This is a genomic window from Caballeronia grimmiae (genome assembly GCF_000698555.1).
Classification (GTDB): domain Bacteria; phylum Pseudomonadota; class Gammaproteobacteria; order Burkholderiales; family Burkholderiaceae; genus Caballeronia; species Caballeronia grimmiae.
The window spans coordinates 1-24,821 of record NZ_JFHE01000003.1 but is presented as its reverse complement, the minus strand read 5'-3'; the positions used below and the strand labels follow the sequence as shown (position 1 = coordinate 24,821).

25 protein-coding genes and 1 tRNA gene are annotated in these 24,821 nt (G+C 63.4%); 13 read left to right on the top strand and 13 right to left on the bottom strand.

The window, feature by feature from the left end:
* Window positions 1-68 precede the first annotated feature (68 nt).
* Both BG57_RS04395 and BG57_RS04390 read right to left on the bottom strand, forming a co-directional pair.
* Window positions 69-485, bottom strand: coding sequence for a DNA polymerase III subunit chi (locus BG57_RS04395; protein ID WP_035961050.1), 417 nt, complete (start codon window positions 483-485; stop codon window positions 69-71).
* 8 nt (window positions 486-493) lie between these two features.
* Entirely contained in the window at window positions 494-2,041 is a 1,548-nt protein-coding gene (locus tag BG57_RS04390) for a leucyl aminopeptidase (RefSeq protein ID WP_035960515.1), read from the bottom strand.
* Between the two features lie 164 nt (window positions 2,042-2,205).
* On the opposite strand from BG57_RS04390, the gene lptF reads away from it, so the two are divergent.
* The 4 genes from lptF (at window position 2,206) to BG57_RS04370 (ending at window position 5,173) form a co-directional block, all read left to right on the top strand.
* Complete coding sequence (gene lptF / locus BG57_RS04385; RefSeq protein WP_035960513.1) at window positions 2,206-3,303, top strand: LPS export ABC transporter permease LptF; 1,098 nt, start codon at window positions 2,206-2,208, stop codon at window positions 3,301-3,303.
* Between the two features lie 3 nt (window positions 3,304-3,306).
* Entirely contained in the window at window positions 3,307-4,455 is a 1,149-nt protein-coding gene (gene lptG, locus BG57_RS04380; RefSeq protein WP_035960512.1) for an LPS export ABC transporter permease LptG, read from the top strand.
* 19 nt (window positions 4,456-4,474) lie between these two features.
* The gene (locus BG57_RS04375) at window positions 4,475-4,840 is read left to right on the top strand and encodes a sirohydrochlorin chelatase (protein WP_035960511.1); all 366 of its coding nucleotides are present in this window, start codon (window positions 4,475-4,477) and stop codon (window positions 4,838-4,840) included.
* A 90-nt stretch (window positions 4,841-4,930) separates the two neighbouring features.
* Window positions 4,931-5,173: an AbrB/MazE/SpoVT family DNA-binding domain-containing protein gene (locus BG57_RS04370; protein WP_035960510.1), complete on the top strand. Its 243-nt coding sequence runs from the start codon at window positions 4,931-4,933 to the stop codon at window positions 5,171-5,173.
* A 19-nt stretch (window positions 5,174-5,192) separates the two neighbouring features.
* Here the strand turns inward: BG57_RS04370 and BG57_RS04365 are convergent, their stop codons facing one another.
* The 7 genes from BG57_RS04365 to BG57_RS04335 all read right to left on the bottom strand — a co-directional run bounded on the left by BG57_RS04365 (window position 5,193) and on the right by BG57_RS04335 (window position 12,155).
* Window positions 5,193-5,855: a TIGR02117 family protein gene (locus BG57_RS04365; protein ID WP_035960509.1), complete on the bottom strand. Its 663-nt coding sequence runs from the start codon at window positions 5,853-5,855 to the stop codon at window positions 5,193-5,195.
* A gap of 173 nt (window positions 5,856-6,028) precedes the next feature.
* A complete protein-coding gene (cobA, locus tag BG57_RS04360) occupies window positions 6,029-6,781 on the bottom strand; it encodes a uroporphyrinogen-III C-methyltransferase (protein ID WP_035960507.1) in 753 nt (250 codons plus the stop codon).
* Between the two features lie 16 nt (window positions 6,782-6,797).
* Window positions 6,798-8,111: a sulfate adenylyltransferase subunit 1 gene (locus tag BG57_RS04355; RefSeq protein ID WP_035960506.1), complete on the bottom strand. Its 1,314-nt coding sequence runs from the start codon at window positions 8,109-8,111 to the stop codon at window positions 6,798-6,800.
* 27 nt (window positions 8,112-8,138) lie between these two features.
* Entirely contained in the window at window positions 8,139-9,101 is a 963-nt protein-coding gene (cysD, locus tag BG57_RS04350) for a sulfate adenylyltransferase subunit CysD (RefSeq protein ID WP_035960505.1), read from the bottom strand.
* 92 nt (window positions 9,102-9,193) lie between these two features.
* The gene (locus tag BG57_RS04345; RefSeq protein WP_035960504.1) at window positions 9,194-9,925 is read right to left on the bottom strand and encodes a phosphoadenylyl-sulfate reductase; all 732 of its coding nucleotides are present in this window, start codon (window positions 9,923-9,925) and stop codon (window positions 9,194-9,196) included.
* A gap of 3 nt (window positions 9,926-9,928) precedes the next feature.
* Entirely contained in the window at window positions 9,929-10,468 is a 540-nt protein-coding gene (locus BG57_RS04340) for a DUF934 domain-containing protein (protein ID WP_035960502.1), read from the bottom strand.
* 10 nt (window positions 10,469-10,478) lie between these two features.
* A complete protein-coding gene (locus tag BG57_RS04335; protein WP_035960501.1) occupies window positions 10,479-12,155 on the bottom strand; it encodes a nitrite/sulfite reductase in 1,677 nt (558 codons plus the stop codon).
* 226 nt (window positions 12,156-12,381) lie between these two features.
* Between BG57_RS04335 and BG57_RS04330 the strand changes: the two genes are divergently transcribed.
* The 6 genes from BG57_RS04330 to BG57_RS33290 all read left to right on the top strand — a co-directional run bounded on the left by BG57_RS04330 (window position 12,382) and on the right by BG57_RS33290 (window position 18,500).
* Window positions 12,382-13,323 carry a CysB family HTH-type transcriptional regulator gene (locus BG57_RS04330; protein ID WP_035960499.1) on the top strand — a complete coding sequence of 314 codons (942 nt, stop codon included), beginning with the start codon at window positions 12,382-12,384 and terminating at the stop codon, window positions 13,321-13,323.
* A 55-nt stretch (window positions 13,324-13,378) separates the two neighbouring features.
* Complete coding sequence (locus BG57_RS04325) at window positions 13,379-14,539, top strand: ABC transporter substrate-binding protein (RefSeq protein WP_035960497.1); 1,161 nt, start codon at window positions 13,379-13,381, stop codon at window positions 14,537-14,539.
* Between the two features lie 121 nt (window positions 14,540-14,660).
* Window positions 14,661-14,745, top strand: a tRNA-Leu gene (locus BG57_RS04320).
* A gap of 538 nt (window positions 14,746-15,283) precedes the next feature.
* A complete protein-coding gene (locus BG57_RS31125; protein WP_052005627.1) occupies window positions 15,284-17,296 on the top strand; it encodes a hypothetical protein in 2,013 nt (670 codons plus the stop codon).
* 142 nt (window positions 17,297-17,438) lie between these two features.
* Entirely contained in the window at window positions 17,439-18,161 is a 723-nt protein-coding gene (locus BG57_RS04310) for a pseudouridine synthase (RefSeq protein ID WP_035960496.1), read from the top strand.
* A 162-nt stretch (window positions 18,162-18,323) separates the two neighbouring features.
* Window positions 18,324-18,500, top strand: coding sequence for a hypothetical protein (locus BG57_RS33290; protein WP_035960495.1), 177 nt, complete (start codon window positions 18,324-18,326; stop codon window positions 18,498-18,500).
* Here the strand turns inward: BG57_RS33290 and BG57_RS04300 are convergent.
* A complete protein-coding gene (locus BG57_RS04300; protein ID WP_035961046.1) occupies window positions 18,497-19,552 on the bottom strand; it encodes an NAD-dependent epimerase/dehydratase family protein in 1,056 nt (351 codons plus the stop codon). The two genes, BG57_RS33290 and BG57_RS04300, sit on opposite strands and share 4 nt — an antisense overlap.
* A 91-nt stretch (window positions 19,553-19,643) precedes the next feature.
* Between BG57_RS04300 and BG57_RS04295 the strand changes: the two genes are divergently transcribed.
* The 3 genes from BG57_RS04295 (at window position 19,644) to BG57_RS04285 (ending at window position 22,556) form a co-directional block, all read left to right on the top strand.
* A complete protein-coding gene (locus BG57_RS04295) occupies window positions 19,644-20,675 on the top strand; it encodes a CDP-6-deoxy-delta-3,4-glucoseen reductase (protein ID WP_035960494.1) in 1,032 nt (343 codons plus the stop codon).
* Window positions 20,676-20,952: 277 nt separating this feature from the next.
* Window positions 20,953-22,137, top strand: a complete 1,185-nt coding sequence (locus BG57_RS04290) for an acetylornithine transaminase (RefSeq protein WP_035960493.1) — start codon at window positions 20,953-20,955, stop codon at window positions 22,135-22,137.
* Window positions 22,134-22,556, top strand: a complete 423-nt coding sequence (locus BG57_RS04285; protein WP_035960492.1) for a GNAT family acetyltransferase — start codon at window positions 22,134-22,136, stop codon at window positions 22,554-22,556. Before BG57_RS04290 ends, BG57_RS04285 begins: the two co-directional genes overlap by 4 nt.
* A gap of 119 nt (window positions 22,557-22,675) precedes the next feature.
* On the opposite strand, the gene BG57_RS04280 is transcribed toward BG57_RS04285, so the two are convergent.
* From BG57_RS04280 to BG57_RS04270, 3 genes are all read right to left on the bottom strand, one after another.
* Window positions 22,676-23,398 carry an ABC transporter ATP-binding protein gene (locus BG57_RS04280; RefSeq protein ID WP_035960490.1) on the bottom strand — a complete coding sequence of 241 codons (723 nt, stop codon included), beginning with the start codon at window positions 23,396-23,398 and terminating at the stop codon, window positions 22,676-22,678.
* Complete coding sequence (locus BG57_RS04275; RefSeq protein ID WP_035960489.1) at window positions 23,399-24,175, bottom strand: ABC transporter ATP-binding protein; 777 nt, start codon at window positions 24,173-24,175, stop codon at window positions 23,399-23,401.
* Between the two features lie 14 nt (window positions 24,176-24,189).
* Window positions 24,190-24,821 (bottom strand): branched-chain amino acid ABC transporter permease (locus tag BG57_RS04270; RefSeq protein ID WP_035960488.1); only part of this gene is annotated, 632 nt, incomplete at its 5' end.

The following is a 24,821-nucleotide window of genomic DNA, read 5'->3' as shown; positions in this document are numbered from 1 at the left end:
CTTGTATGGGTCGTCAGAGGTCTCCGTGCGCCGATGCTAACGCACGCGCACCGCCACGCACTGTTCGCTCAGCCGCCTTGCTTGTGCGTTTCGATGGCGTAGCCGCGATCGCGATAGAAACGGAAGCGCTCGCGCCCGGCGGCCAGTTCGTCGCCCTCGTTGCCGACGATCTCGATCAGCCGCTCGAAACGCGCGAACTGCGCGGGCACCGGCGCGCCGAGATTGACGAGCACCTGGTGATGCGGCACGTCGTTGAGATCCGATGCCAGCACCACCGGCGTTTCCTGCGCGAGCGGGCTCTTGGCCATGCAGTGCGGCACGAACTCGAGCGGCGCGAACGTCCACAACTGCTCGTCGAACGCGGCAAGACGCTGCGGCTCGGCAAGCACGACGAGCGCCCGACCGCTCGCATACGCCTTGCGCGCGAGGCGGCACGCATAGGCGAGCGGATCGCCGACATTCGTATGGAAGTCGATGCGCGTCACGGTTTCGCTCACTGCCCCGCGCGATCAATAAGGAACTGTGACAGCAGCGGCACCGGCCGGCCCGTCGCGCCCTTCGCCGCGCCGCTCTTCCACGCGGTCCCCGCGATATCGAGGTGCGCCCACGGATAGTTCTGCGCGAAACGCGACAGGAAGCACGCCGCCGTTACGCTGCCCGCCGGACGCCCGCCGATGTTCGCCACATCCGCGAAGTTCGACTTGAGCTGTTCCTGATACTCGTCGTCGAGCGGCAGACGCCACGCCGGATCGACGGCCTCGCGCGATGCGTCGAGCAGTTCGCCCGCAAGCGCGTCGTCCTTCGAGAAGAGGCCCGTGTTGTGATGACCCAGCGCGATGATGCACGCGCCCGTCAACGTCGCGATATCGACGACGGCCGCCGGCTTGAAGCGTTCGGCGTAGGTGAGCGCGTCGCAAAGAATGAGGCGGCCTTCGGCGTCGGTGTTGAGCACTTCGATGGTCGTGCCGTTCATGGCCGTGACAATGTCGCCCGGCTTCAATGCGTTGCCCGCGGGCATGTTCTCGCAGGTCGGCACGACGCCGATCACGTTCAGCTTCAGGCCCATTTCCGCGACGGCGCGCATCGTGCCGAACACCGAGCCGGCGCCGCACATGTCGTACTTCATCTCGTCCATCGCCTCGCCGGGCTTGATGGAGATGCCGCCGGAATCGAACGTGATGCCCTTGCCGACGAGCACGATCGGCGCATTCGACGCGTTCGACGCGTTCTTGCCGCGCGCCTTCACCGGCTCGCCCGCGCCCTGGTAATGCATGACGATGAACTGCGGCGGCTGCACCGATCCCTTCGCGACCGACAGGAACGAACCCATGTTCAGCGCCTCGATCTGCTTCTGCCCGAGCACTTCGACCTTGAGCTTCCAGTCGCGGCCAAGCTGCTTGGCGGTCTGACCGAGATAGGTCGGCGTGCAGACGTTGGGCGGCAGATTGCCGAGATCGCGCGTGAGGTCCATGCCGTTCGCGATCGCGACGCCTTGCTTGGCTGCGACACGCGCCGCTTTCTCGTCGGCGGTATCGATGCTGAAGACGATCTTTCTGAGCGAGCGCTCGCCGTTTTCCGGCTTGCTCTTCATTTGCGAGAACTTGTAGGTCAGCTCGCGCAGCGCGAGGATGGCCGCGCGCACGCCCCAGTCGCCGGTGCGTTCGAGAATCGGCAGTTGAGCCAGCGTGAAGGTGACTTGCCCGATCTTCGTGCCGAGGATCACGCGCCATGCCGCGCGCACGGCTTCGCCATACGCCTTCTGATTGAAGGCGTCCTGCTTGCCGAGGCCGACGAGCAGCACACGCGCCGCGCCGATGCCCGTCACTTCGGGGATCATCAGCGTCGTGCCGGCGCGGCCGCTCATGTCGCCCGCCTTGACGACGCGCGAAATCAGCCCTTTCGTCGCGACATCCATGACGCGGGCCGCGCCTGTAAGTGTCTGTGCTTCGAACACGCCGAGCACGACGACATCGGCTTTCCCCGTCAGGAAACCATTTGCCTCGCCTTTGCTCCAATCACAGGCTTTTATGCTAAAGTCCATCGCGCTTATCCTCGGTAAAATCTGGGCTGAAGGATGAAAGCCGCAATTATCCGCTATTTTCACCGCGGCGGTCACAGGCTCACGGCGCAAGGGAACGAAGCGTCGAACCTTGCGTCTGTAGAACGAATAGCCACGCTGCCGCCGCCGGCCTCAAGCAAAATTCAATGATCTTCGAACGCTCCCTGCAGCGCGAACTCGCGTATACGGCCGGCGCCGTGTTCATGGTGCTGCTCACGATCATGCTCACGACGATGATGATCCGCATCGTCGGCTTCGCGGCGTCGGGCCAGGTCGACCCGCGCGACGTCGTCGTGCTGATCGGGCTCACGGTCATCGGCTATCTCGCCGTCATGCTGATCGTGACGCTCTTCGTCTCGATCCTCTTCGTGCTCACGCGCTGGTATCGCGATTCGGAGATGGTCGTATGGCTCGCCTCGGGCGTCAGCCAGACGCAGCTCATCAAGCCGATCGCCACGTTTTCCACGCCGATCATCATCCTCATCATCTTCTTCGCGTTCGTCGGCTGGCCGTGGTCGAACCAGCAAAGCAAGCTCATCAAGGCGCGCTTTCAGCAGCGCGATGAAGTGTCGCTGCTCGCGCCGGGGCAGTTCCGCGAATCGCCGTCGAGCCATCGCGTGTTCTTCATCGAGAAGATGTCGCCGGATCAGGGGCATGTCGAAAACGTGTTCGTCACGAGCACCGAAGGCGGCAAGGTCAACGTCATCGTCTCGAAGAACGGTCACACCGAGACGCGCGCGGACGGCGACCGCTTCATCGTGCTGGAAAACGGCCGCCGTTACGATGGCGAGCCCGGCCAGCCCAACTTCCGGATCATGGAATTCGCGCGTTACGGCGTGAAGATCATGAGTCGTCAAGTGATCAACACGCCCTCGACGACGGGCATCTCCACGCCCGATCTGCTCGCCGATCCGACCCAGCAGAACCTCGCTGAATTCGCGTGGCGGCTGGGCTTGCCGCTCATCGCCATCAATCTGATGCTGCTTGCCATTCCGCTGTCTTATCAGAACCCGCGCCGGAGCCGGACCATCAATCTCGTGATGGCCGTGCTGATCTATCTGACGTACTCGAATCTGCTGAACGTGGTGCAGTCGTGGATCGAGCAAGGGAAACTCTCGTTCGGCGTGGGCATCGCGGGGCTGCATATTCTGGTGAGCGCGGTCGTCGCGTTCATCTTCTGGCTGCGGGTGCGCAACCGGCCGCTCTTCACGCGCGCGATGTTCACGCGCTCGAAGGGAGCGTAAGCAATGCGCATCTACGAACGATACTTCGCGCGCCAGATCTATCTCGCGTTCATCTTCATTCTGTTCGCGTTCTCGGGCCTGTTCTTCTTTTTCGACCTGATCAATGAGTTGAACACGGTCGGACACGGCAACTACAAGTTCACGCTCGCGGTGCTGCGCGTCGCGTTGCAGACGCCGTCGCGCTTCTACGAAATCATCCCTGTCGCGGCGCTCATTTCCGCGATCTACGTGTTCGCGCAGATGGCGGCGGCGTCTGAGTTCACCATCTTCCGCGTGTCGGGGCTGTCGACGGGCACCGCGTTGCGATCGCTGTTGAAGATCGGCGTGCCGCTCGTGCTCGTGACGTATCTGATCGGCGAAGTGATCGGACCGTACTCGGACCAGTTGTCCGAGCGCGTGCGGCTAGAGGCGCTGGGGTCGTCGGTATCGTCGAACTTTCAGTCGGGCGTGTGGGTGAAGGACACGCTGAACGCGAAGGAAAACGGCGAACAGGTCACGCGCTTCGTCAACGTGGGCACGCTCAATCCCGATACGACGATCGCCAACGTGCGCATCTACGAATTCGATTCGAAGTTCCGGCTGTCGAACGTGCGCGTCGCCAGGAGCGGCGTGTTTCAGCCGCCGGGCCACTGGAAGCTGACTGGGGTCACGGAAACGCAACTGATCGACGCGCAGCCGCAAGCCGTCAATCCGGGCGATACGCTCAATCCGGTGTATCGCGCGAAGGAGACGGCGCTGCCCGAATACTCGCTGCGCTCCGAGCTGACGCCGCAGATTCTGTCGGTCTTGCTGGTGTCGCCCGACCGGATGTCGATGTTCAATCTGTTCCGCTATATCCAGCACTTGACGGAGAATCATCAGGACACGCAGCGGTATCAGATCGCGTTCTGGCGCAAGATTCTGTATCCGTTCGCGGTGCTGGTGATGCTGGTGCTGTCGCTGCCGTTTGCATACTTGCATACGCGCGCCGGGGTGGTCGGCGTGAAGGTGTTCGGCGGCATCATGATCGGCATGAGCTTCCAGTTGTTCAACACGCTGTTCTCGCATATCGGCACGTTGAATACGTGGCCTGCACCCATCACGGCGGCGGCGCCTGCCCTCGCCTATCTGGCGATCGGCTTGCTGGGCCTGAAGTGGGTGGAACGGCACTGAGTCCTTTTGGGAGAGCGTGATGGGCAAGCACGGCATCATCCTGTTCGGCCACGGCGCACGCGATCCGCGCTGGGCCGAGCCGTTCGAACGTCTTGCTGCGAAGCTGCGTTCGTTGCGCGGCGATCCGGTTGCGCTCGCATTTCTCGAACTGATGACGCCGGATTTGCCCGCTGCGGTCGCCGCGCAAGCCGCCGATGGCTGCGATGCGATCACCGTCGTGCCGGTTTTCTTCGGGCAGGGCGGGCATGTACGGCGTGATTTGCCGCAAGTGATCGACACGTGCCGCGCGGCCCATCCGGGCGTGGTCATTCATTGCGCGACTGCTGTCGGCGAGGACGATGGCGTGCTCGACGCGGTCGCGAGGTATTGTTTGACGCAGGTTTAGGGTTTGGGCGTTGGCCGTTCGGCTGAGTGTCGAAGCCGGAAAACGGAGACTAGAATGGTTATACGAGTCTGTATTTCCACCGAGTCATCCATGAACCTGCTTATTTCCAAATGGGGCAATAGCCTGGCTGTGCGCATTCCGGCCGAGTATCTCCGGCATGTCGGCCTTTCCGAGGGCGATCAAGTCGAGGCCAGCCTGACAGTCGACGGCGGCATCACCCTTCGCGCCGCGAAATGGGACCGCCGCGCGTTCGCTGAGGAAATTGCCCATAAGCGCGACGCCATGCCGATGACAGAGCCTGTCATCGACGAACTTCGACGCGGCGCGCGCTAGCCTGACCGCACACCACCGCTTACCCTCCGCGCAACTGCCAGAACAACGCCCGATCAAACGGCGCCCACATCGGCACCCGCACGCCGGCAGCGTCGAGCGCATTGCGCGTCCACTGATTGCAGGTCAGAAACGCCGAATAGCGCCCGTGCGCTTCATAGAAAGCGTCGTAATCGTTGTAGTGGTGTCCCGGCACGTTCGTGGATTGTCCGTTGCCATCGAGCTTCACAGTCCCGAGCACATACGCCGCCACGCGCTGATACGCAGCAACAGAGATCGTAATCGGCAGCGCATCGTCCGATGCCACGCTCGGCGCGGCCATGAACTGCACGTGCAACACCGTGCTGCCGCGTCCCGAGAGCGCGACCAAGGCCGTCGATGCCCGCAGATCGCTCCATTCCGGCGTGTTCAGATAGAACTCGCGATCGCCCCAGCCGACTTCGATCATGTCGTAACGCGCCGACGCAGCGGGCATGTGCGTATCCGACGGCGAGAAATAGCGGGACCAGTCGACGCCCGCCGCATTGCGCGGCAGCACAAGCGCGGCATGAACGCCGTTGGTCGTGAGCCAGATGGTGACGCCCTCGCCGGGTGCGACGGGTTGCCAGTCACGGTTGCCGGGCGCCATAGCGGCCACCAGCGCAACGAGCGCGTAGCCCAGCAGCAGCGAAATGACGAGCCCCATCGCACGCGCCGTCCATCGACTGACCCAACGCACAGCGTTGCCGACACGAGCCGCAAGAGAACGTGGCATTCCTGACGACCGATGAACGCGATACCCGGCGAAGTCTTCAGCAGCGCCGGCTCAAAGAAAAAACGCACCTTCCGGTGCGCTTTTCTGGCGAACTCAAAGCAGCATCACGCCGCCATCCCTTTCAGATGCACCCGCGGCTTCACCGCCGACGCCCTTTCGCGAAACGCCTCTCCGATCATCAGCAGACTCGGCTGCGACGGATCGAGCCATTCCTGCGCCTCGCCGAGCGCCATTTGCGCGAGCGTCAAGGTCAGCGTGCGTTCGCGCGGCGTGCTGCACGCCTCGACGATCGCTACCGGCGTCGATCCGGGACGCCCGGCGTCGATGAGCTGCTGCGCGATCTCCGGCGCACTGTCGCGGCCCATGTAGAACACGAGCGAATCGGCCTTCGCCTGCTCGCGGATCGTGTCGCTATCGGCGGCGCGGCTGTGCGTCGCGAGCGCCACGCTGCGCGACACGCCGCGCAGCGTCAGCGATCGCCTGAGCGTCGCCGCGCTCGCCAGCGCCGCCGTGATGCCCGGCACCACGTCATACTCGATGCCCGCCGCTTCCAGCGCGCGCATTTCCTCGTCGGCGCGGCCAAAGAGCATCGGGTCGCCACCCTTCAGACGCACGACGACGCCATGCTCGCGCGCCGCATCGACGATCTGCTTGTTGATGAAATGCTGGGCCGTCGAGCGCTGCCCGCAACGCTTGCCGACCGCGATCTTCTTCGCGTGCGGCGCGTAGTCGAGCATTGCCGGTTCGATCAGCGCGTCATGCAGCACGACATCGGCCGATTCGAGCAGGCGCATGCCGCGCACGGTGATGAGATCCGCCGCGCCCGGCCCCGCTCCGATCAGATAGACCTTACCCATCGCATTTCACCCGTCATTAAGCCGCGATTGCGCGAATCATACCCGCCGCGACCGTGTGATGCGTCGCCTCGTCGATCAGCACGAACGCGCCCGTTCCCTGATGCGTATCGTACGCGTCCGCGACGATCGGCTTCTGCAGCGTCAGCGCCACGCGGCCAATGTCGTTCATCGCGAGCGTCGTGCGGTCCACCGAATGCGACAGCGTATGCACGTCGAGCACCTGCTTCACCGCGCCGATGCGCGCGAACACGGTATTGGTCGTTTGCTTCAGCAAATACTTGCGCTGCGGCGAAAGCGGCTCTTCGTCGAACCAGCAGAGGTCGGCTTCGAGCTTCTTCGCCGGATCGACGGTTGCGGACGCCGGCACGAAGGTGTCGCCGCGCGATACATCGACGTCTTCGGTCAGGCGAACCGTCACCGTCTGACCCGCGAACGCGCGATCCACCGGGCTCACGCCGCCCGGCACCGGCGCGATGATCTCGGCCACCGTTGCCTGGCGATTGCCCGGCAGCACGGTGATCGCATCGCCGACGCGCACTTCGCCGGCTTCGACGCGGCCCATGTAGCCGCGGAAGTCGTCGGCTTGCGAGCCGTCCTGACGCGCAACCCACTGCACCGGGAAACGCAGCGCCTGTTCGTTCGGCTGCGCGACCGGCAGCAATTCGAGCAGATCCAGCAGCGGCTCGCCCGCATACCAGGGCATGCGCTCGCTCGCGGTCACGATGTTGTCGCCCTTGAGCGCCGACACCGGCACGAAGCGCACGTTGTCGAGTCCGAGCTGACGCGCGAGCGCGACGTAGGCATCGCGAATCTCGTTGAAGCGCGCCTCGCTGTACTCGACGAGGTCCATCTTGTTGATCGCGACGATCACGTGCTGCAGGCCCAGCAGCTTGACGATCGCGCTATGGCGCTTCGTCTGCGGCAGCAATTGCGCCGCGCCGTCTTCGAACGTAACGCGCGTCGCGTCGACGAGAATGATTGCCGCATGCGCCGTCGATGCGCCCGTCACCATGTTGCGCGTGTACTGCTCGTGGCCGGGTGTATCGGCAATGATGAACTTGCGCTTGGCGGTCGCGAAATAGCGGTAGGCAACGTCGATCGTGATGCCCTGCTCGCGCTCGGCTTCGAGGCCGTCCGTCAGCAGCGACAGATCGATTTCATCGCCGACCGTGCGCTTGTTCTTCGCACGGGAAATGGCGGAAAGCTGGTCGGACAGCACGGCCTTGCTGTCGTACAGAAGGCGGCCGATCAGCGTGCTCTTGCCGTCGTCGACGCTGCCCGCCGTGATGAAGCGCAACACGCCCAGGTCTTCGGCTTGATAAATGCTCATGATTCGTTCGTTCCTTGGACGTGATGCTTAGAAATAGCCTTGCTTCTTGCGCTGTTCCATCGCGGCTTCGGATGCCTGATCGTCCATGCGCGTCGCGCCGCGTTCGGTGATTTCCGTCACGGCGGTTTCCGCGATGATCTTCTCGACATCGTCGGCATCGCTCGCAACCGGGCACGTGCAGCTAATGTCGCCGACCGTGCGGAAGCGCACCTGCGCCATTTCCGGGGTCTCGCCTTCGCGCACCGGCGTAAGCGGCGTCACCGGCACGAGCAGCCCGTTGCGGCGGACGATCTCGCGCTCGTGCGCGTAGTAGATCGACGGCAGTTCGAGCTTTTCGCGCGCAATGTATTGCCACACGTCGAGTTCGGTCCAGTTGGAGATCGGGAACACACGCAGATGCTCGCCGGCATGCAGACGCGCGTTGTAGATGCTCCACAGTTCCGGGCGTTGCGCCTTCGGGTCCCATTGGCCGAATTCATCGCGGAACGAGAAGATGCGCTCTTTCGCGCGGGCCTTCTCTTCGTCACGGCGCGCGCCGCCGATCATCGCGGTATAGCCGTGTTCCTCGATGGTCTCGAGAAGCGTCACCGCTTGCGCCGCATTGCGCGAATCGGTTTCGCGACGCAGGCGCACGGTGCCCTTCTTGATCGAATCTTCGACATGGCCGACGACGAGTTCCGCGCCGATCTCCGCTGCGCGGCGATCACGGAAGTCGATGACTTCGTCGAAGTTGTGGCCGGTATCGATATGGACCAGCGGGAACGGCAGCACCGTCTTGCGGCCCGCGCCGAGGCCGAAGGCCTTCAACGCGAGATGCAGCACGACGACCGAATCCTTGCCGCCCGAAAACAGCAGCGCGGGCTTGCTGCATTCCGCGACGAGTTCGCGCAGGATGTGGATCGACTCGGCTTCGAGCCAGTCGAGATGGTCCATCCGCGTCGCCCGGTTGACGATCGGGGTCGTGACGTTGGGGTCGAGCGTCGTGCTCATATTCGTCGATCCTTTTATGGCGGCGCCAAGAAAGGCGTCGCGTTCGGTAACAGGGTTGTGCTGCGGCGTCTTCGCGCCTCGATGTCTTTTGGTCAGATCGCCGAGCTGGGAGTTTCTTCGACGATCCTGATGCTGCTGATGTTGGTCATGTGCAGGCCGCATTCCTTCGTATCGCGCGACTCCCACCACCACCGGCCCGCCCGGCTGTCCTCGCCGGGACGCACGGCGCGCGTGCAGGGCTCGCAGCCGATGCTCGGATAACCGCGCGCATGCAGCGGATTTACCGGCACATCGAACGCCTTCAGGTAGTCCCACACATCGGCTTCGCTCCAGTCCGCGAGCGGATTAAACTTTGCAATGCCGCGCGGCGCGTCGTGCTCTTCCTCGTGCAGTTCCGCGCGCGTCACCGACTGCTCGCGGCGCTGGCCCGTCACCCACGCGGAAACATCGCCGAGCGCGCGGTTGAGCGGCTCCACCTTACGGATATGGCAGCAGCTCTTGCGCAAATCAATGCTCTCGTAGAACGCATTCGCGCCGTGATCGCGCACGTAGGCGTCGACGGCATCGGCCTGCGGATGAAACTGCTCGATGTCGTAGCCGTAACGTGCTTTCACGGCGTCGATCATGCCGAGCGTTTCCGCGTGCAGGCGGCCGGTGTTCAGCGAAAAGATGCCGATCTTCACGCCACGGGAAAGAATCGCGTGCGTGAGCACCATGTCTTCCGCGGCGAGGCTGCTGGCTAGCTTGACGCGCTCGTGGCGCGCTGCGATGGAATCCAGCAGCGCATCCAGACGGTCAACCCTGGCTTGCAATTCTGGCGTCATGCCTCAGGCTCCGAGCGTGGCGAGCACCGCGGCGCGGCGGCGGAACAGCGGTTCCGGATTGTCGTTCGCGCCCTGATACAGCTCGGTGAACTCGTTGAACGCGTTCAGCGCGTCGTTGATGTCCTTGTCGGCGCGCACGGCGAAAACGTCGAAGCCGCAGCGATGGTGGAAAAACACCTGATCGCGCAACACGTCGCCGATGGCCCGCAGCTCGCCCTTCCAGTGATACCGCTCACGCAGAAGACGGCCAATCGAAAAGCCGCGGCCATCGCGGAACACCGGGAAATCGACCGCGATGACCGCGATCTTGTCGAAGTCCGGCGCGATATCCGCAGGTTCGTCGTCCGGAGCGAGCCACACGCCGAGTTCGTCCTTCGAGCGCGATGCGGCGATCGCATCCTTGTGTTCCTTCCACAACGCGAACGGCACGATCACCTTGCCGGCCGGCAGCGCATCGGCTGCGGGCAGCGAGCCGTCTTCGGCGGCGCGGATCACGGTGAAATCGTCTTCGACGACGGCGCGGTTCTTGATAATCAACGTCATCTTCAAATCCTCAAGCGTGTGCCTGGCGCGATGCGTACACGCGCTCCTTGAACGGCGCGATGCCGATGCGGCCGAACGTATCGATGAAGCGCTCGCCTTCGATGCGGTTGTCGACGAACGTATCGATCACGCTCGACACGACGTCCGGCATCTCATGCGCCGAGAACGACGGGCCGATGACCTTGCCGAGATGCGCACCGGTCGCGCCGGAGCTTTGCTCGCCGCCGAGCGTCACCTGATACCACTCCGAGCCGTCCTTATCGACGCCCAGCACGCCGATGTTGCCGACGTGGTGATGACCGCACGCGTTCATGCAGCCCGAAATGTTGATCGACAGGTCGCCGAGGTCGTAGACGTAGTCGGCGTCGTCGAAACGCTGCTGGATCGCTTGCGCAATCGGGATCGACTTCGCATTCGCGAGCGAGCAGAAATCGCCGCCGGGGCACGAAATGATGTCCGTCAGCAAGCCGATGTTCGCCGACGCAAAACCGACCGCCTTCGCGCGTTCCCACACGGTGAACAGGTCGTGCTTCTTCACGTTCGCGAGAATCAGGTTCTGCTCGTGCGACACGCGGATTTCGCCGAAGGAGAATTCGTCGGCGAGCGCCGCGACGTCGTCCATCTGCTTGTCGGTCGCATCGCCGGGAGCGATGCCCGTCGGCTTCAGCGACAGCGTCACCGATGCATAGCCCGGCACCTTGTGCGGGCGCACGTTGCGCTCGACCCAGCGCGCGAATGCCTTGTTCTCGATCAGATGCTTCTCATACGATGCGTCCGTGTCCGGCAGCTTCTCGTAGGCCGGCGGCGCGAAGAACTTCGACACGCGCTCGACTTCGTGCTGCGTGAGCGTCGACGGGCCGTCCTTCAGATGCAGCCACTCTTCCTCGACCTGCTTCGCGAACTTCTCCGGCGACAGCGCCTTCACCAGAATCTTGATGCGCGCCTTGTACATGTTGTCGCGGCGGCCGTAGCGGTTGTAGACGCGCAGCACGGCTTCGCAGTAGGTCAGCAGATGCTGCCACGGCAGGTCTTCCTTGATGACCGCGCCGATGATCGGCGTGCGGCCGAGTCCGCCGCCGGCGAGAATGCTCGCGACGACTTCGCCCTGCGCGTTCTTCTTCAGATAGACGCCGAGATCGTGAATCTGCACCGCCGCGCGATCTTCCGCCGAGCCGCACACCGCGATCTTGAACTTGCGCGGGAGCCAGGCAAACTCGGGATGGAACGTCGACCATTGACGCAGGATTTCGGCCCACGGACGCGGATCGACTTCCTCATCCGGTGCAACGCCCGCGAACTGGTCTGCCGTGATGTTGCGGATGCAGTTGCCCGATGTCTGGATCGCGTGCATCTGCACCGAAGCGAGCTTGCGCAGGATTTCGGGCGTCTCTTCGAGCTCGACCCAGTTGAACTGGATGTTCGTGCGCGTCGAGAAGTGGCCGTAGCCGCGATCATGCTCGCGCGCGATCGTCGCCAGCATGCGCAGCTGGTCGCTGCGCAGGTTGCCGTAAGGAATCGCGATGCGGTGCATGTACGCGTGGCGCTGCATGTACAGGCCGTTCTGCAGCCGCAGCGGACGAAACTCCTCTTCGCTCAACTCGCCCGACAGACGTCGGCGAACCTGATCGGCGTACTGTGCGACTCGCTCGTCGACGATTCGCTGGTCGACCTGATCGTATTGATACATTCGGGGGCCCCAAGTTTTTGTGTGCGCGCTGCGTTCCAGGTTACGCGGCGCAGATAACCATTGATTCGCCACTGCGCGGGTCGTTCAGACGGAACGATCATTTGCTAATGACAAAAACAGCTATCGAAATTGGAAAAATTGGACTGATAGTAATAAACCTGCTATATATTGCAAACGACTGAAAAATTACTTTGATATGCAATCGGGTAATAACGAAGGGTTCTAAATGAATTTGCATCAGTTCCGCTTCGTGCGTGAGGCCGTGCGGCAGAACTTCAACCTGACGGAAGCAGCGAAAGCACTGTATACATCGCAACCCGGCGTCTCCAAAGCCATCATCGAGCTTGAGGACGAACTGGGCGTCGAGATCTTCACGCGCCACGGCAAGCGCGTGCGCTCGCTGACCGAGCCGGGACGTATCATCCTCGCTTCCGTCGAAAAAATCCTGCAGGAAGTCGAGAGCCTGAAGCGCGTCGGCAAGGATTACGCGGCGCAGGATCAGGGCAATCTCGTCATTGCCGCGACGCATACGCAGGCGCGCTACTCGCTGCCGGCGGCCATCGCCGAGTTCAAGAAGCGCTTTCCGAAGGTGCATCTTTCGATCCTGCAAGGCAGCCCGACGCAGGTCGCGGAGATGGTCATCCACGATCAGGCGGATATCGCCATCGCCACCGAGGCCATCGCCAATTACAAGGAACTCGTGTCTCTGCCCTGCTTCCAGTGGCAGCATCTCGCGGTCATGTTGCCCGAGCATCCGCTGCTGGAACGCAAGCTTCTCACGCTCGACGATCTCGTGCAGTACCCGCTCATCACGTATGACGCCGCGTTCGCCGGCCGTAGCAAGATCAATCAGGCGTTCGCGCTGCGGGCGCTGAGTCCCGACATCGTGCTCGAGGCCATCGACGCGGACGTCATCAAGACGTATGTCGAGCTGGGGCTGGGCGTCGGGATCATGGCGGATATCGCGTTCAACCCGGAGCGCGACCGTCATTTGCGCGCGATGCCCGTCGGCCATCTGTTCGGCACCAACGTCACGCGGCTCGCGCTCAAACAGGGCGCTTATCTGCGCAGCTATGTGTACACGCTCGTCGAACTGCTGTCGCCTTCGATGAACCGCAAGCTGATCGAACAGGCGCTCGCGGGCGGTCACGAGACTTACGAACTCTGATTACGACGGCGCAAACGCCGCCACAACAAATACGCACTTCCCTGGAGACCATCCGATGACGTTGTCGAAGATCACGCGCCGGTTTGCTGCCGGCGCCGCCCTCGCTTTGCTGGCCGCCGCTGCGCAGGCGCAGATCAAGGTGGGCGTGGACTTGTCGAGCACCGGCCCCGCCGCCGCGATCGGCATCACGAGCAAGAACGCGATGCTGATGTGGCCGAAGACCGTCGCCGGACAGGACGCGCAGTACATCATCCTCGATGACGGTTCGGACCCGGGCGCGGCGGTGCGTAATATTCGCAAGCTGATCACCGAAGACAAGGTCGATGTGATCGTCGGCCCGAACATCACGCCGGCGGCGCTCGCGGCGCTCGATCCCGTTTCCGAGTATCAGACGCCGATGATCACGCTGATCGGATCGGCGTCGGTGGTCGAGCCGCAGGAAGGCAAGAAGGTGTGGGCGTTCAAGATGGCGCAGACCGACCGCGCAATGGCCGACGTGATGACGCGTTACATGGCGAATCACGGCGTGAAGACGGTGGGTTTCATCGGCTTCGCGGACAGTTACGGCGATAGCTGGCTCAACGAGTTCAGCAAGTTCGCGGCGTTGCGGCATATCGAGATTGTCGGCAGCGAGCGCTTCAACCGGACCGACGCGAGCGTCACCGGCCAGATTCTCAAGCTGATGGCGGCGAAACCGGACGCGGTGCTGATCGCGGGCGCGGGAACGCCGACGGTGCTGCCGCAGCGCACGCTCGTCGAGCGCGGCTATAAGGGCGCGATCTACCAGACACACGGCATCGCGACGCCGGAGTTCATCAAGCTCGGCGGGAAGGATGTCGAAGGCACGCTCTTTCCGACGCAGCCGGTGGTCGTCGCGCGCACGCTGCCGGCGGATCATCCGTCGAAGAAGGCGGCGCTCGCGTTTGTCGAAGCCTATGAGGGCAAGTACGGCAAGGGCACGGTCACGCAGTTTGCCGGCGATGCGGCGGGCGTGTATCCCCGTTTGCAGGATGCCGTAGCGCGCGCGTTGAAAGCCGGGAAGCCGGGCACGAAGGAATTCCGCGTCGCGTTGCGCTCGGAACTGGAACACGCGCATGAGCTGGTGGTGCCCAATGGCGTGGTGAATACGAGCGCGAGCGATCACGTCGGGCTGGATCAACGGGCGAGCGTGATGGGTGTCGTTCGGAACGGCTCGTTCAATTATCTGAGCCAGTGATGCTCGGCTGCATCGCCGCTGGGCGGCCGCTGCTTGCTCATCGCGAGGATTTGGGTCATAATCGCCGACTACTCGATTTGGACGTTCCGCCCGGTTCGTCCTTAGTCGAGAAAGACAGCGTGCCCAGGTGGTGAAATTGGTAGACGCAGGGGACTCAAAATCCCCCGCCGCAAGGCGTGCCGGTTCGATTCCGGCCCTGGGCACCAGAGATTTCGATGCAGAAAGCCGCTCCTTCGGGAGCGGCTTTCTGCGTTTGAGCGGCCGTTGCGAGGGCGCGGTCGGTCGCCGGAGCGCGGGTTGAAGGACGAGCAACGGCTCCAACGACTCTCAGCGTCGCTCTGCCGACGATATTCTTTCGCCGCGTTTGCCGGATCAGCAATCCCGGCATGTCGAACTGGCCAAAGCGACCGGTCGTCACGAAAGAAAACCATCGAGACGTCCAGCACTTCCCCTTCTCTCTGCGCTCGGAAAGCACAGTACGCCGAAGCGTCGATCATTGAATGCAAGGGCTGACAGTAGATCGGCCATTCGGCCAATAGCGATCCCATCTTTCCCGGATCACCATTGCGCGAATGTGCGCAATACCGTAGAACGAATACGTTTTTTCCCGCGAGAATCGTAAGCGACGGTATCGATGAATCTCATGCGCCGGCGACACGAGCACACTCGTTCGGCTTGCTTATGGTTATCCCGATGCCGTGGCTAGCCCGCGCGTTGCGCCAACCTGACCCGGCACCAGTCCGCATGATGCAACCCGAATATTCGCTGTCGCTCGATGCGGTGATCTGCCGCCGCTGCAACGTCGTTTCGCCCGCCGTCGACGACACTTGCCCGTCGTGCGGAGCGGATCGCGAGGGCGCGATTTTCACCAGCGCCACGGACACTCACGCTGCCGCCGCCGCGACCGGCGATCAACGCGACTTGCTCGATCTGCGCGACACCGGCTGGCTCACGCGGCTCGTGCGTCGAAGAATGGTGACGTCGTATCCGAGTCTCGTCGAACCCGGCGACGCGCTGGCATCGCCCGAACGCAAGCCCGCCCGAAAAGGGCTCGCGATTCTGATCAGCGGCGCGGTCGCGGGCATCGCAGCGGGCGGGTATCTCTATTTGCAGTCGGATGCGGAGCGTGCTCCGGCGCAATCCGTCAGCACGGCGGGCGCGGTTGGCGGCGGCTCGTCGGCGTCGCAACGCCGCGACGATGCGGACCGGCACACGCTCGCGCGGCGGCAGGCAGATGATGCGCAGAAAACGGGTGACGTGGCAGCGAAGGCAAGCTCGGCGGCTACGACTGTAGATACATCGGGTTCCGCTGCGACGGTGCACACGGCGCGGGTTGCGCCAGCGAGTGCATCGGGTATCGGCTCGTCGGCTACCGAAGCTGTTTCTGCAGTGAAGGCTGCACCGTCTGTCGTGGAATCGAAGGCGGCGCTCGCCAAGGATACGAGAGCCACAGGCGTCGCATCGGCGAGTGCTTCGGCCTCGTCGTCCGTCCCGGAAGCCGTTCGCAGGAACATCGCATCGACCGCCAAGAGCGTGCCGGCAGTCAGCATTCCCGCGATGGCAACGGAGCCGCCGATGACGCGCGAGGCTTCGCGACGAGCCGTCGCCGATGCGATCAACTCCGCTTCGAAGCGCGACCGCGCTACGGCGAGCATGGCAACGGGTGTGGTCACGACGCAAACGCCGTCGGGCGCAGTCTCGGTCTCGAAGGACGCGTCGGCCTCGCAGAGCAAGTCGTCGCCGAAGCGAGAAGCGACGGAGAACGCGAGGGTTGCGGCGTCTGACGCATCGTCAGGCGCGGGAACGGGCGTCGCGAGAGCGTTGCCATCCGTGACGTCTACGGCTGCGATAAAAAGCGGCACTGCGGCAACGTCGAGCGCAGCGGCGTCGCAATCGGCAGCGCCATTGGCACGCGCAGCAGTTTCAGCGCCGCACACATCGTCTGCGGCGTCGAAAGACGCATCGCCGTCTGCTGCGAGCATTGCCGCCGATACCGCGTCCGGCACTGCCGCCAAGGCCGCACCGAAAGACGCATCGCGGTCTACTGCGACTATCGCCGCTGCAACGGCATCCACCACCGCCGCGAAGCCCGCGTCGAAAGACGCATCACGGTCCGCTGCGAGCATCGCCGCCGATACCGCGTCCCGCCCCACAGCCAAGGGCGCGCCGGACGCCCCTAAACCGCCCTCGACCGTCGCCTCCACGGAACGTCCGGTCCCGCAGTCCGCCATCGCTGCCCCTCACGACGCGCCATCGGCAGCGGAAGCGCGCACGATCGCAGCCGTCCGGCAAGCACTCGCCAACCGCGATATCGCCGCCGCGCGCCGATCCCTCCGCAGTCTCGCGCCGATTCAATCGCGCAACCCGCAAATCCAGCAACTCGCAGCCGATGTCGCGCGTCAGGAACGCGCACGCGACAGCGCGATAGCCAGCGCCCGCTCATGCGCAGCGAACCACGATCCCGCATGCACGTTACGAAACGCGCGGCGCGCCGTCGCGCTCGATCCGCGCAACCCCCAGGCGCAGGCCGTCCTGAAGCACGCGACGACCATGCAAGCCGACGCCAACACCGCCTATTTCCAGAAGGCGAGCGCGCTGCCGCCGCCGGTTGTTCCATCGATGACCTTCGACGGACGCTGGAGCATCGCCGCCAAGAGCGCATCGGCGGAAAGCAGCCGGAACGACGCATCGAAGTCGTATTCGCTTTTCGGATGGGGCGTGCCTGCCGTATCGAAGGGACGCGGCGACGCACATTGAAGGCAGCGGCCGCCCGACGCCGCCACGCGCTGACGCACGCCTGCGCGCACTGAGTGCGCGTAGCTGTCTATGGCCGTAGGAGAAGCGCGTCGCCCGTCACGCCGTCCTTGCTAGAATGCGCGCTCCAACTCCCCTCCATCCGATGGACCTCGAAACCCTCCTCTTCTCCCAAGGCTTCGGGTCGCGTCGCCAGTGCCGCGGGATCATCGCCGAAGGGCGCGTGTGCATCGGCGGCGAAGCATGCACCGATCCGCGCGCCGATTTTCCCATCGCACCGCCGCTCGATTTCGACGTCGACGGCCGCACGTGGACCTATCGCGAAAAGGCGTACCTGGCGCTCAACAAGCCGGCGGGCTACGAGTGCTCGCGCGATCCGCAGCATCACCTGAGCGTGTTTCACCTGCTGCCGCCCCAACTCGTCGAGCGCGGCGTGCAACCGGTCGGGCGGCTCGATCAGGACACCACCGGCCTGCTCCTCCTTTCCGACGATGGCGCGTTCGTGCACGCGTTCACGTCGCCGAAACGCAAGGTGCCGAAGGTCTATCTCGCGACGGTGCGCCATCCGCTCGATGACGCGCAACTCGCGAAGCTCCTCGAAGGCGTGCTGCTGCACGGCGAGACCAAGCCGACCGCCGCGCTCGCCGCCCATCGACGGGATGACCGGCTGCTCGAGCTAACCGTGCTCGAAGGCAAGTACCACCAGGTCAAGCGGATGGTCGCCGCGGCGGGAAATCGCGTGGAGCAGTTGCATCGCGAGCGCGTCGGCGGTTATGCGCTGCCGGCATCGCTCGGAGAAGGCGAATGGCGCTGGCTGGATGCGGACGATCTTGCTGCTCTGCGCGCGAACGACAACGTTCCGGCCTGAAGCGGCTCGATACGCCGCGACGGGATGACAAAGCCCCGTCGATTTGCAAATCCGTAGAACTCCCGACGCCCGCCCGCTGCATTGCAGCATGCCTTCCGGTTCCGCCGCTCATATACTCGTCTTACGGAACCAGAATGATTAAAACAAGGGCAGGAGGGCATCATGGCTTCCCACATGAGCGTGGCGCTGATTGCGTTCGTCGGGTTGTGCGCGGTCCTGATCGGGGTATTGGGCGTCGTCATGCACATGCGTCACAAGTACTCGCCGAATCTCATCGGCGCGTTGATCGGCGCATTGATGTGCTTCGTTCTGCTCGAAACGATTCCGGCGCTGATCTAGCGCGGCGTGTCCGCGTCGCGCGCCGCTCCGGCGTGCGCGCGAATTCGCTCGCGGAGAAAATCGTCGACGGTGGGATAGCGCAGCGCGTATCCCAGTTCGCGCTTGAGACGCTCGTTGCGAAGCCGTCGCGATTCGCGCATGAATGAAAGCGTGACCGGCTCCAGCCGCGTCTGTGCTTCCTCGCGCGTGATGCGCGGCACGCGCGGCAATCCGCAGGCGTCGGCCACGCGGTCGAAATAATCGGCCATGCGCAGGTCCGTATCGTCCGATGCGTTGATCGCGCGCTGCGGCTTTCCTCTAGCAAGCGCGCGAACGATGATCGCGGCGAGATCGTCGGCGTGAATGTGATTCGTATAGACGTCGTCGCGTTCGACGAGCGCCGGCATCGCCCGTTCGATGCGCGCGCGCGGCAGACGGTCTTCCGCATAAATTCCGGGAATCCGCACGATCGACACGCGCCAGCCGCTTTGCACGCCCGCATCGCGTAACTGCTGCTCCGCCGACGCCCGCCGCCGCGCACGCTCGTTCCCGGGCCGCACGGGCCGCGTTTCGTCGATTTGCGCGCCGCGACAATCCCCGTAGACGCCCGTCGTGCTCGCATACACGAAGCGCACCGGACCGCTTCGCGCTGCGATTGCCGATGTGGCTCCAAAAAGGGCGTCGGGTACAATGAAAGAAGGGTTGCGCCACGCGGAACGTGCAGCCGTGGCCGCATGCGCGCCACGCGCCACCGAGCGGCGAGGCGCGCGCAAGGCCGCAAGCAAGGCACGCGTGCGGCGGTCCGTATCGCCATCGCGCTGAGGCGGCGCGAGATGCAAAACGTGCCGTGCGATGCCCGCGAGCCTGGCGAGACTTCTGCGCGCATCGAGATCGCCGGGGATCGGCAACGCGCCCGCCGCGCGCAGTTCCGCTGCACGTTCGGGATGATGCGTGAGCGCGATCACGCGCGGTCTCGCGGCGCGGGCATGGAAAAGCGGCAACGTGCGCAGCCCGACATCGCCGCATCCGACGATCAGCACGCGCGGGCGGCGCAGAATTCGAGTGGCGATCATGCGGAGCATTGTATCCGCCGCTCGTTCCAGGCGTCTGACCGCTGAAGGCGGCATCGAAAGACATACTCACACCATCGCACGAAATCGATCTATGGCATTCAACGTAACGCTCCGGCAAAGCGGCCGGCAGTTTCAGGTGGAACCCGACGAACCGGTGCTGACTGCCGCGCTGCGTCAGGGAATCGGCCTGCCCTACGGCTGCAAGAACGGCGCTTGCGGCTCCTGCAAGGGCGCGGTCGTCCAGGGCCAAGTCGAACAGGCGCCGCATTCGTCGTCGGCGCTCTCCAACGATGAAAAGACCCGCGGCATGGCCCTCTTCTGCTGCGCGACGGCGCAGAGCGATCTGACCATCGACGTGCGCGAAGTGGCGGGCGTCGGCGACGTGCAGGTGAAGAAGCTGCCGTGCCGCGTCAACGCGCTCGAGCGCCGCGCGGACGACGTCATCGAACTGAAGCTGCAGTTGCCCGCCAACGAGCGCCTGCAGTATCTCGCGGGGCAGTACATCGAATTCATCCTGAAGGACGGCAAGCGTCGCAGCTATTCGATGGCGAGCCCGCCGCATCACGAAGGGCCGCTCGAACTGCACATCCGCCACATGCCGGGCGGCACGTTCACGGACCACGTGTTCGGCGCGATGAAGGAGCGCGATATCCTGCGCTTCGAAGGCCCGCTCGGCACGTTCTTCCTGCGCGACGAATCGGACAAGCCCATCGTGCTGCTCGCGTCGGGCACGGGCTTCGCGCCGATCAAGGCGATCATCGAGCATGCGGTGTTCAAGAACCTGAATCGCCCGATGACGCTCTATTGGGGCGGCCGCCGCAAGAAGGACCTGTACATGATGGACCTCGCCGAGCAATGGGCGAAGGAAGTCCCGAACTTCAAGTTCGTGCCGGTGCTTTCCGAACCCGATGCGGGCGACAACTGGACTGGCCGGAGGGGCTTCGTTCATCGTGCTGTCATCGAAGACCTGCCCGATCTGAGCGCGTATCAGGTCTATGCGTGCGGCGCGCCGGTGATGGTGGAATCCGCGCAGCGCGATTTCACGCTGCATCACCGGTTGCCGGAGGACGAGTTCTACGCGGACTCGTTCACGAGCGCAGCGGATCTCGCGCATCCGGTCTGATCGGCGTTGCAGGCAGGCCGCCGGCGCGCAGAATTTCCGCGCCGGCGGTTTACAGCCTCGAACGTCATAACGTATCCTTCGCGAATGAATCGAATTCTGAACGCACTCCGACGCCGCCGCTCGCTGCTTCCCTAGGGATGCCGCTGGCTCGTCAAGCATTCGCGCTCGTCATGGTTCGGTTAAATGAAGCGCAGAGAATGAAGCCACGGAAACACCGTGGCTTTTGTTTTTTGTGCGCCGTTTTCTCTTTCGTCATCGCCTCGTGGAGCCCGCTGTCATGAATTTCAATGAGTACCCCGTCGATTCGCTGATGTACATCACGAACCGCCCCGAGATCGTGTTCACGCACGGCAAGGGCTCGTGGCTCTACGACAACACCGGCAAACGCTATCTGGACTTCATTCAGGGCTGGGCGGTCAATTCGCTCGGCCATTGCAACGACGGCATGATCGAAGCGCTGGACAAGCAGGCGCGCACGTTGATCAATCCGTCGCCGGCGTTCTATAACGGCCCGATGGCGCAGCTCGCGGACTTGCTCACGCAGCACAGCTGCTTCGACAAGGTGTTCTTCGCCAACAGCGGCGCGGAGGCCAACGAAGGCGCGATCAAGCTCGCGCGCAAGTGGGGGCGCAAGTTCCGCAATGGCGCATACGAGATCATTACGTTCGATCACAGCTTCCACGGCCGCACGCTCGCCACGATGTCCGCGAGCGGCAAGGCCGGCTGGGACACGATCTATGCGCCGCAAGTGCCGGGCTTCCCGAAAGCCGATTTGAACGATATCGCCTCGGTCGAGAAGCTCATCGGCGAGAAGACCGTTGCCGTGATGCTCGAGCCGATTCAGGGCGAAGGCGGCGTGATTCCCGCGACGCGCGAGTTCATGGAGCAATTGCGTGCGCTGACGAAGCGGCACAATCTGCTGTTGATCGTCGATGAGGTGCAGAGCGGCTGCGGACGCGCGGGGACGTTGTTCGCCTACGAGCTGTCGGGCATCGAGCCGGACATCATGACGCTCGGCAAGGGCATTGGTGGCGGCGTGCCGCTCGCCGCGTTGCTGTCGAAGGCGGAAGTCGCCTGCTTCGAAGCCGGCGACCAGGGCGGCACGTATAACGGCAATCCGTTGATGACGGCGGTGGGCTATTCGGTGATTTCGCAGCTGACTGCGCCGGGCTTTCTGGAAGGCGTGCGTGAGCGCGGCGAGTATCTGCGTGGCGAACTGCTGAAACTGTCGGATGAGCGCGGATTCAAGGGCGAACGTGGCGAAGGCTTGCTGCGCGCGCTGCTGCTGGATAGCGACAAGGGACCGCAGATCGTCGAGAAGGCGCGGCTGATGCAGCCGGATGGTCTGTTGCTCAACGCGGCGCGTCCGAATTTGCTGCGCTTCATGCCTGCGCTCAACGTGACCAAGGACGAGATCGATCAGATGCTGGCGATGCTGCGCTCGGTGCTCGATACGCTGTGATCGTTCGAACTTTCGAAGCGGGCGATCGCGATGCCGTGATCGCTCTGTGGCGCGATGTGTTTCCCGAGTACGCGGATGCGTCGAGGCCGCAACGCGATCCGGCTTTGTCGATCGCCAACAAGCTGTCGACTCAGCCTGAGTTGTTCTTTGTCGGTGTGGTGGACGGGGTCGTTGCCGGCACTGTCATGTGTGGTTATGACGGGCATCGGGGGTGGGTTTATTCGCTTGCCGTCTGCCGTTCTTTCCAAGGGCGCGGGTTCGGGCGACGGTTGATGCTGCATGCTGAAGCGGCGCTTGCCCGGCTTGGATGTCCGAAGGTTAACCTGCAGGTGCTCTCCGTTCGGGGTGAGTTGGTTTCGTTTTACGAACGGATGGGGTATCGGGTTGATGACGTTGTTAGCTTGGGCAAGCGGCTTTAGGTTTTTTCTGTTCGGTGAACTTGTATTCGTGCCGGTCTGTTTGCTCGCCCGCCCCGGGGAGGGGCGAGCTAATAAACCGACACGAAAGAAAAAACTCCCGCGCCCGCGAGCAAGAAAACTCACTCGCCCAGATAAGCAGCCCGAACCTTAGGATCATCGAGCATGATCTTGGCATCGCCCGACATAGTGACAGTACCCGAATCCATCACATACCCGCGATTAGCGGCCTGAAGCGCGAGCCGCGCGTTCTGTTCGACGAGAAGCACGGTCAAGCCTTCTTTAGAGATTTCGCGAACGACTTCGAAAATCTTCTCGACCATGATGGGAGACAGCCCCATCGAAGGCTCATCGAGCAAGAGCAGCTTGGGCCGCGACAACAAGGCACGAGCCATCGCAAGCATCTGCTGCTCACCGCCGGACAACGTCCCCGCATACTGCGACGCGCGCTCCTTCAGGCGAGGAAAGAAGCCGAACATGCGCTCGGTGTCCTTCTGAATGCCATCGGCGTCATTGCGCAGGTACGCCCCCATCTGCATGTTCTCGAGAATCGACATGCGAGCGAAAATGCCGCGCCCTTCCGGCACCATCGCGAGACCGCGCTTCAAGAGCTCGTGCGTCGGCACGCCCTTGATCGACTGACCCATGTACTCGATATCGCCGCCCGAATAGGGCTTCAAACCGGTAATGGCCTTCATCGTCGTGGTCTTGCCCGCGCCGTTCGCGCCGATCAGCGTAACCAGCTCGCCCTGCCCGACCTCCAGATCGACACCCTTCACCGCCTGGATGCCGCCGTAATTCACCTGCAGGCCCTTGACCTTCAACATCGCATTCATGGTCGCCATTTAGTGCACCCCCGCACCCAGATATGCCTCGATCACCTTCGGGTCCTTCTGCACGTCCTGCGGCAGACCTTCGGCGATCACCTTGCCGTAATCGAGCACCGTCATGCGGTTGCACAATCCCATCACGAGCTTCACGTCGTGTTCGATCAAAAGAATCGTCTTGCCGTCCGCGCGGATCTTGTCGAGCAGACGCGTCAGTTCGACCTTCTCCGTCGCGTTCATGCCGGCAGCGGGTTCGTCGAGCGCGAGCAGCTTCGGATCGGTCGCCAGCGCACGGGCGATCTCGAGCCGGCGCTGATGCCCGTACGACAGATTGCGCGACGTATAGTCCGCGTACTGCAGCACGCCGACATATTCGAGCAGTTCCAGCGCGCGTTCCTTGATCTCGCGCTCTTCGCGCCGTTCGGCCGGCGTCTGCAACACCGCGCCGATCAGACCATGCTTCGTGCGCACGTGACGGCCGACCATCACGTTCTCGAGCGCAGTCATGCCGCCAAAGAGACGAATGTTCTGGAACGTGCGCGCGATGCCCGCCTTCGCCACCTGATACACCGCAGTCGGCGTATAGGCTTCACCGTCCAGCTTGAAGACGCCCGAATCCGGCGTGTAAAGGCCCGTGATGACGTTGAAGAACGTGGTCTTGCCCGCGCCGTTCGGGCCGATCAGACCGTAAATCTCGCCTTCCTTGATTTCGAGGCGCACATCGGAGAGCGCCTGCAAGCCGCCGAAACGCTTGTTCACGCCCTGCACGGACAATCGAGTACGTTTGTCGCTCATTTTCAATCCCCCGCTTAGGCGCGCACCGGCTTCTTGCCGTTGCGCTTCGCGATCTTCGCGATCTTGTCTTCGTGTTTCGCGGCGGGCCACAGGCCTTCCGAGCGATACAGCATGATCAGCACCATCGCCAGACCGTACAGCAACTGACGGATGACTTCGGTATCCACGATCTGATGGCCGAAAATGGCGTTTTGCAGCGGGCCCATCGTCGAGCGCAGGAATTCAGGGAACACCGCGAGCAGCACCGCGCCGAGAATCACGCCCGGAATGTGGCCCATGCCGCCCAGCACCACGCACGCCAGCACCACGATCGATTCCCAGAACGTGAACGATTCCGGCGACACGAAGCCCTGGAACGCACCGAACATCGCGCCCGACAGGCCGCCGAACGACGCGCCCATTGCGAACGCGAGCAGCTTGACGTTGCGGGTGTTGATGCCCATCGCCTTCGCCGCGATTTCGTCCTCGCGGATCGCCGCCCATGCACGGCCGATACGCGAATGCTGCAGACGCGTACATACCCAGATGACGGCCAGCGCGCCCAGCACGAACAGGTAGTAGTACATGTAGACCGACGGGAACTTGAAGCCGAAGAACTCGTGCGTCTGCGACAGATTGAAGCCCGCCACCGTCACCGGATCGATGC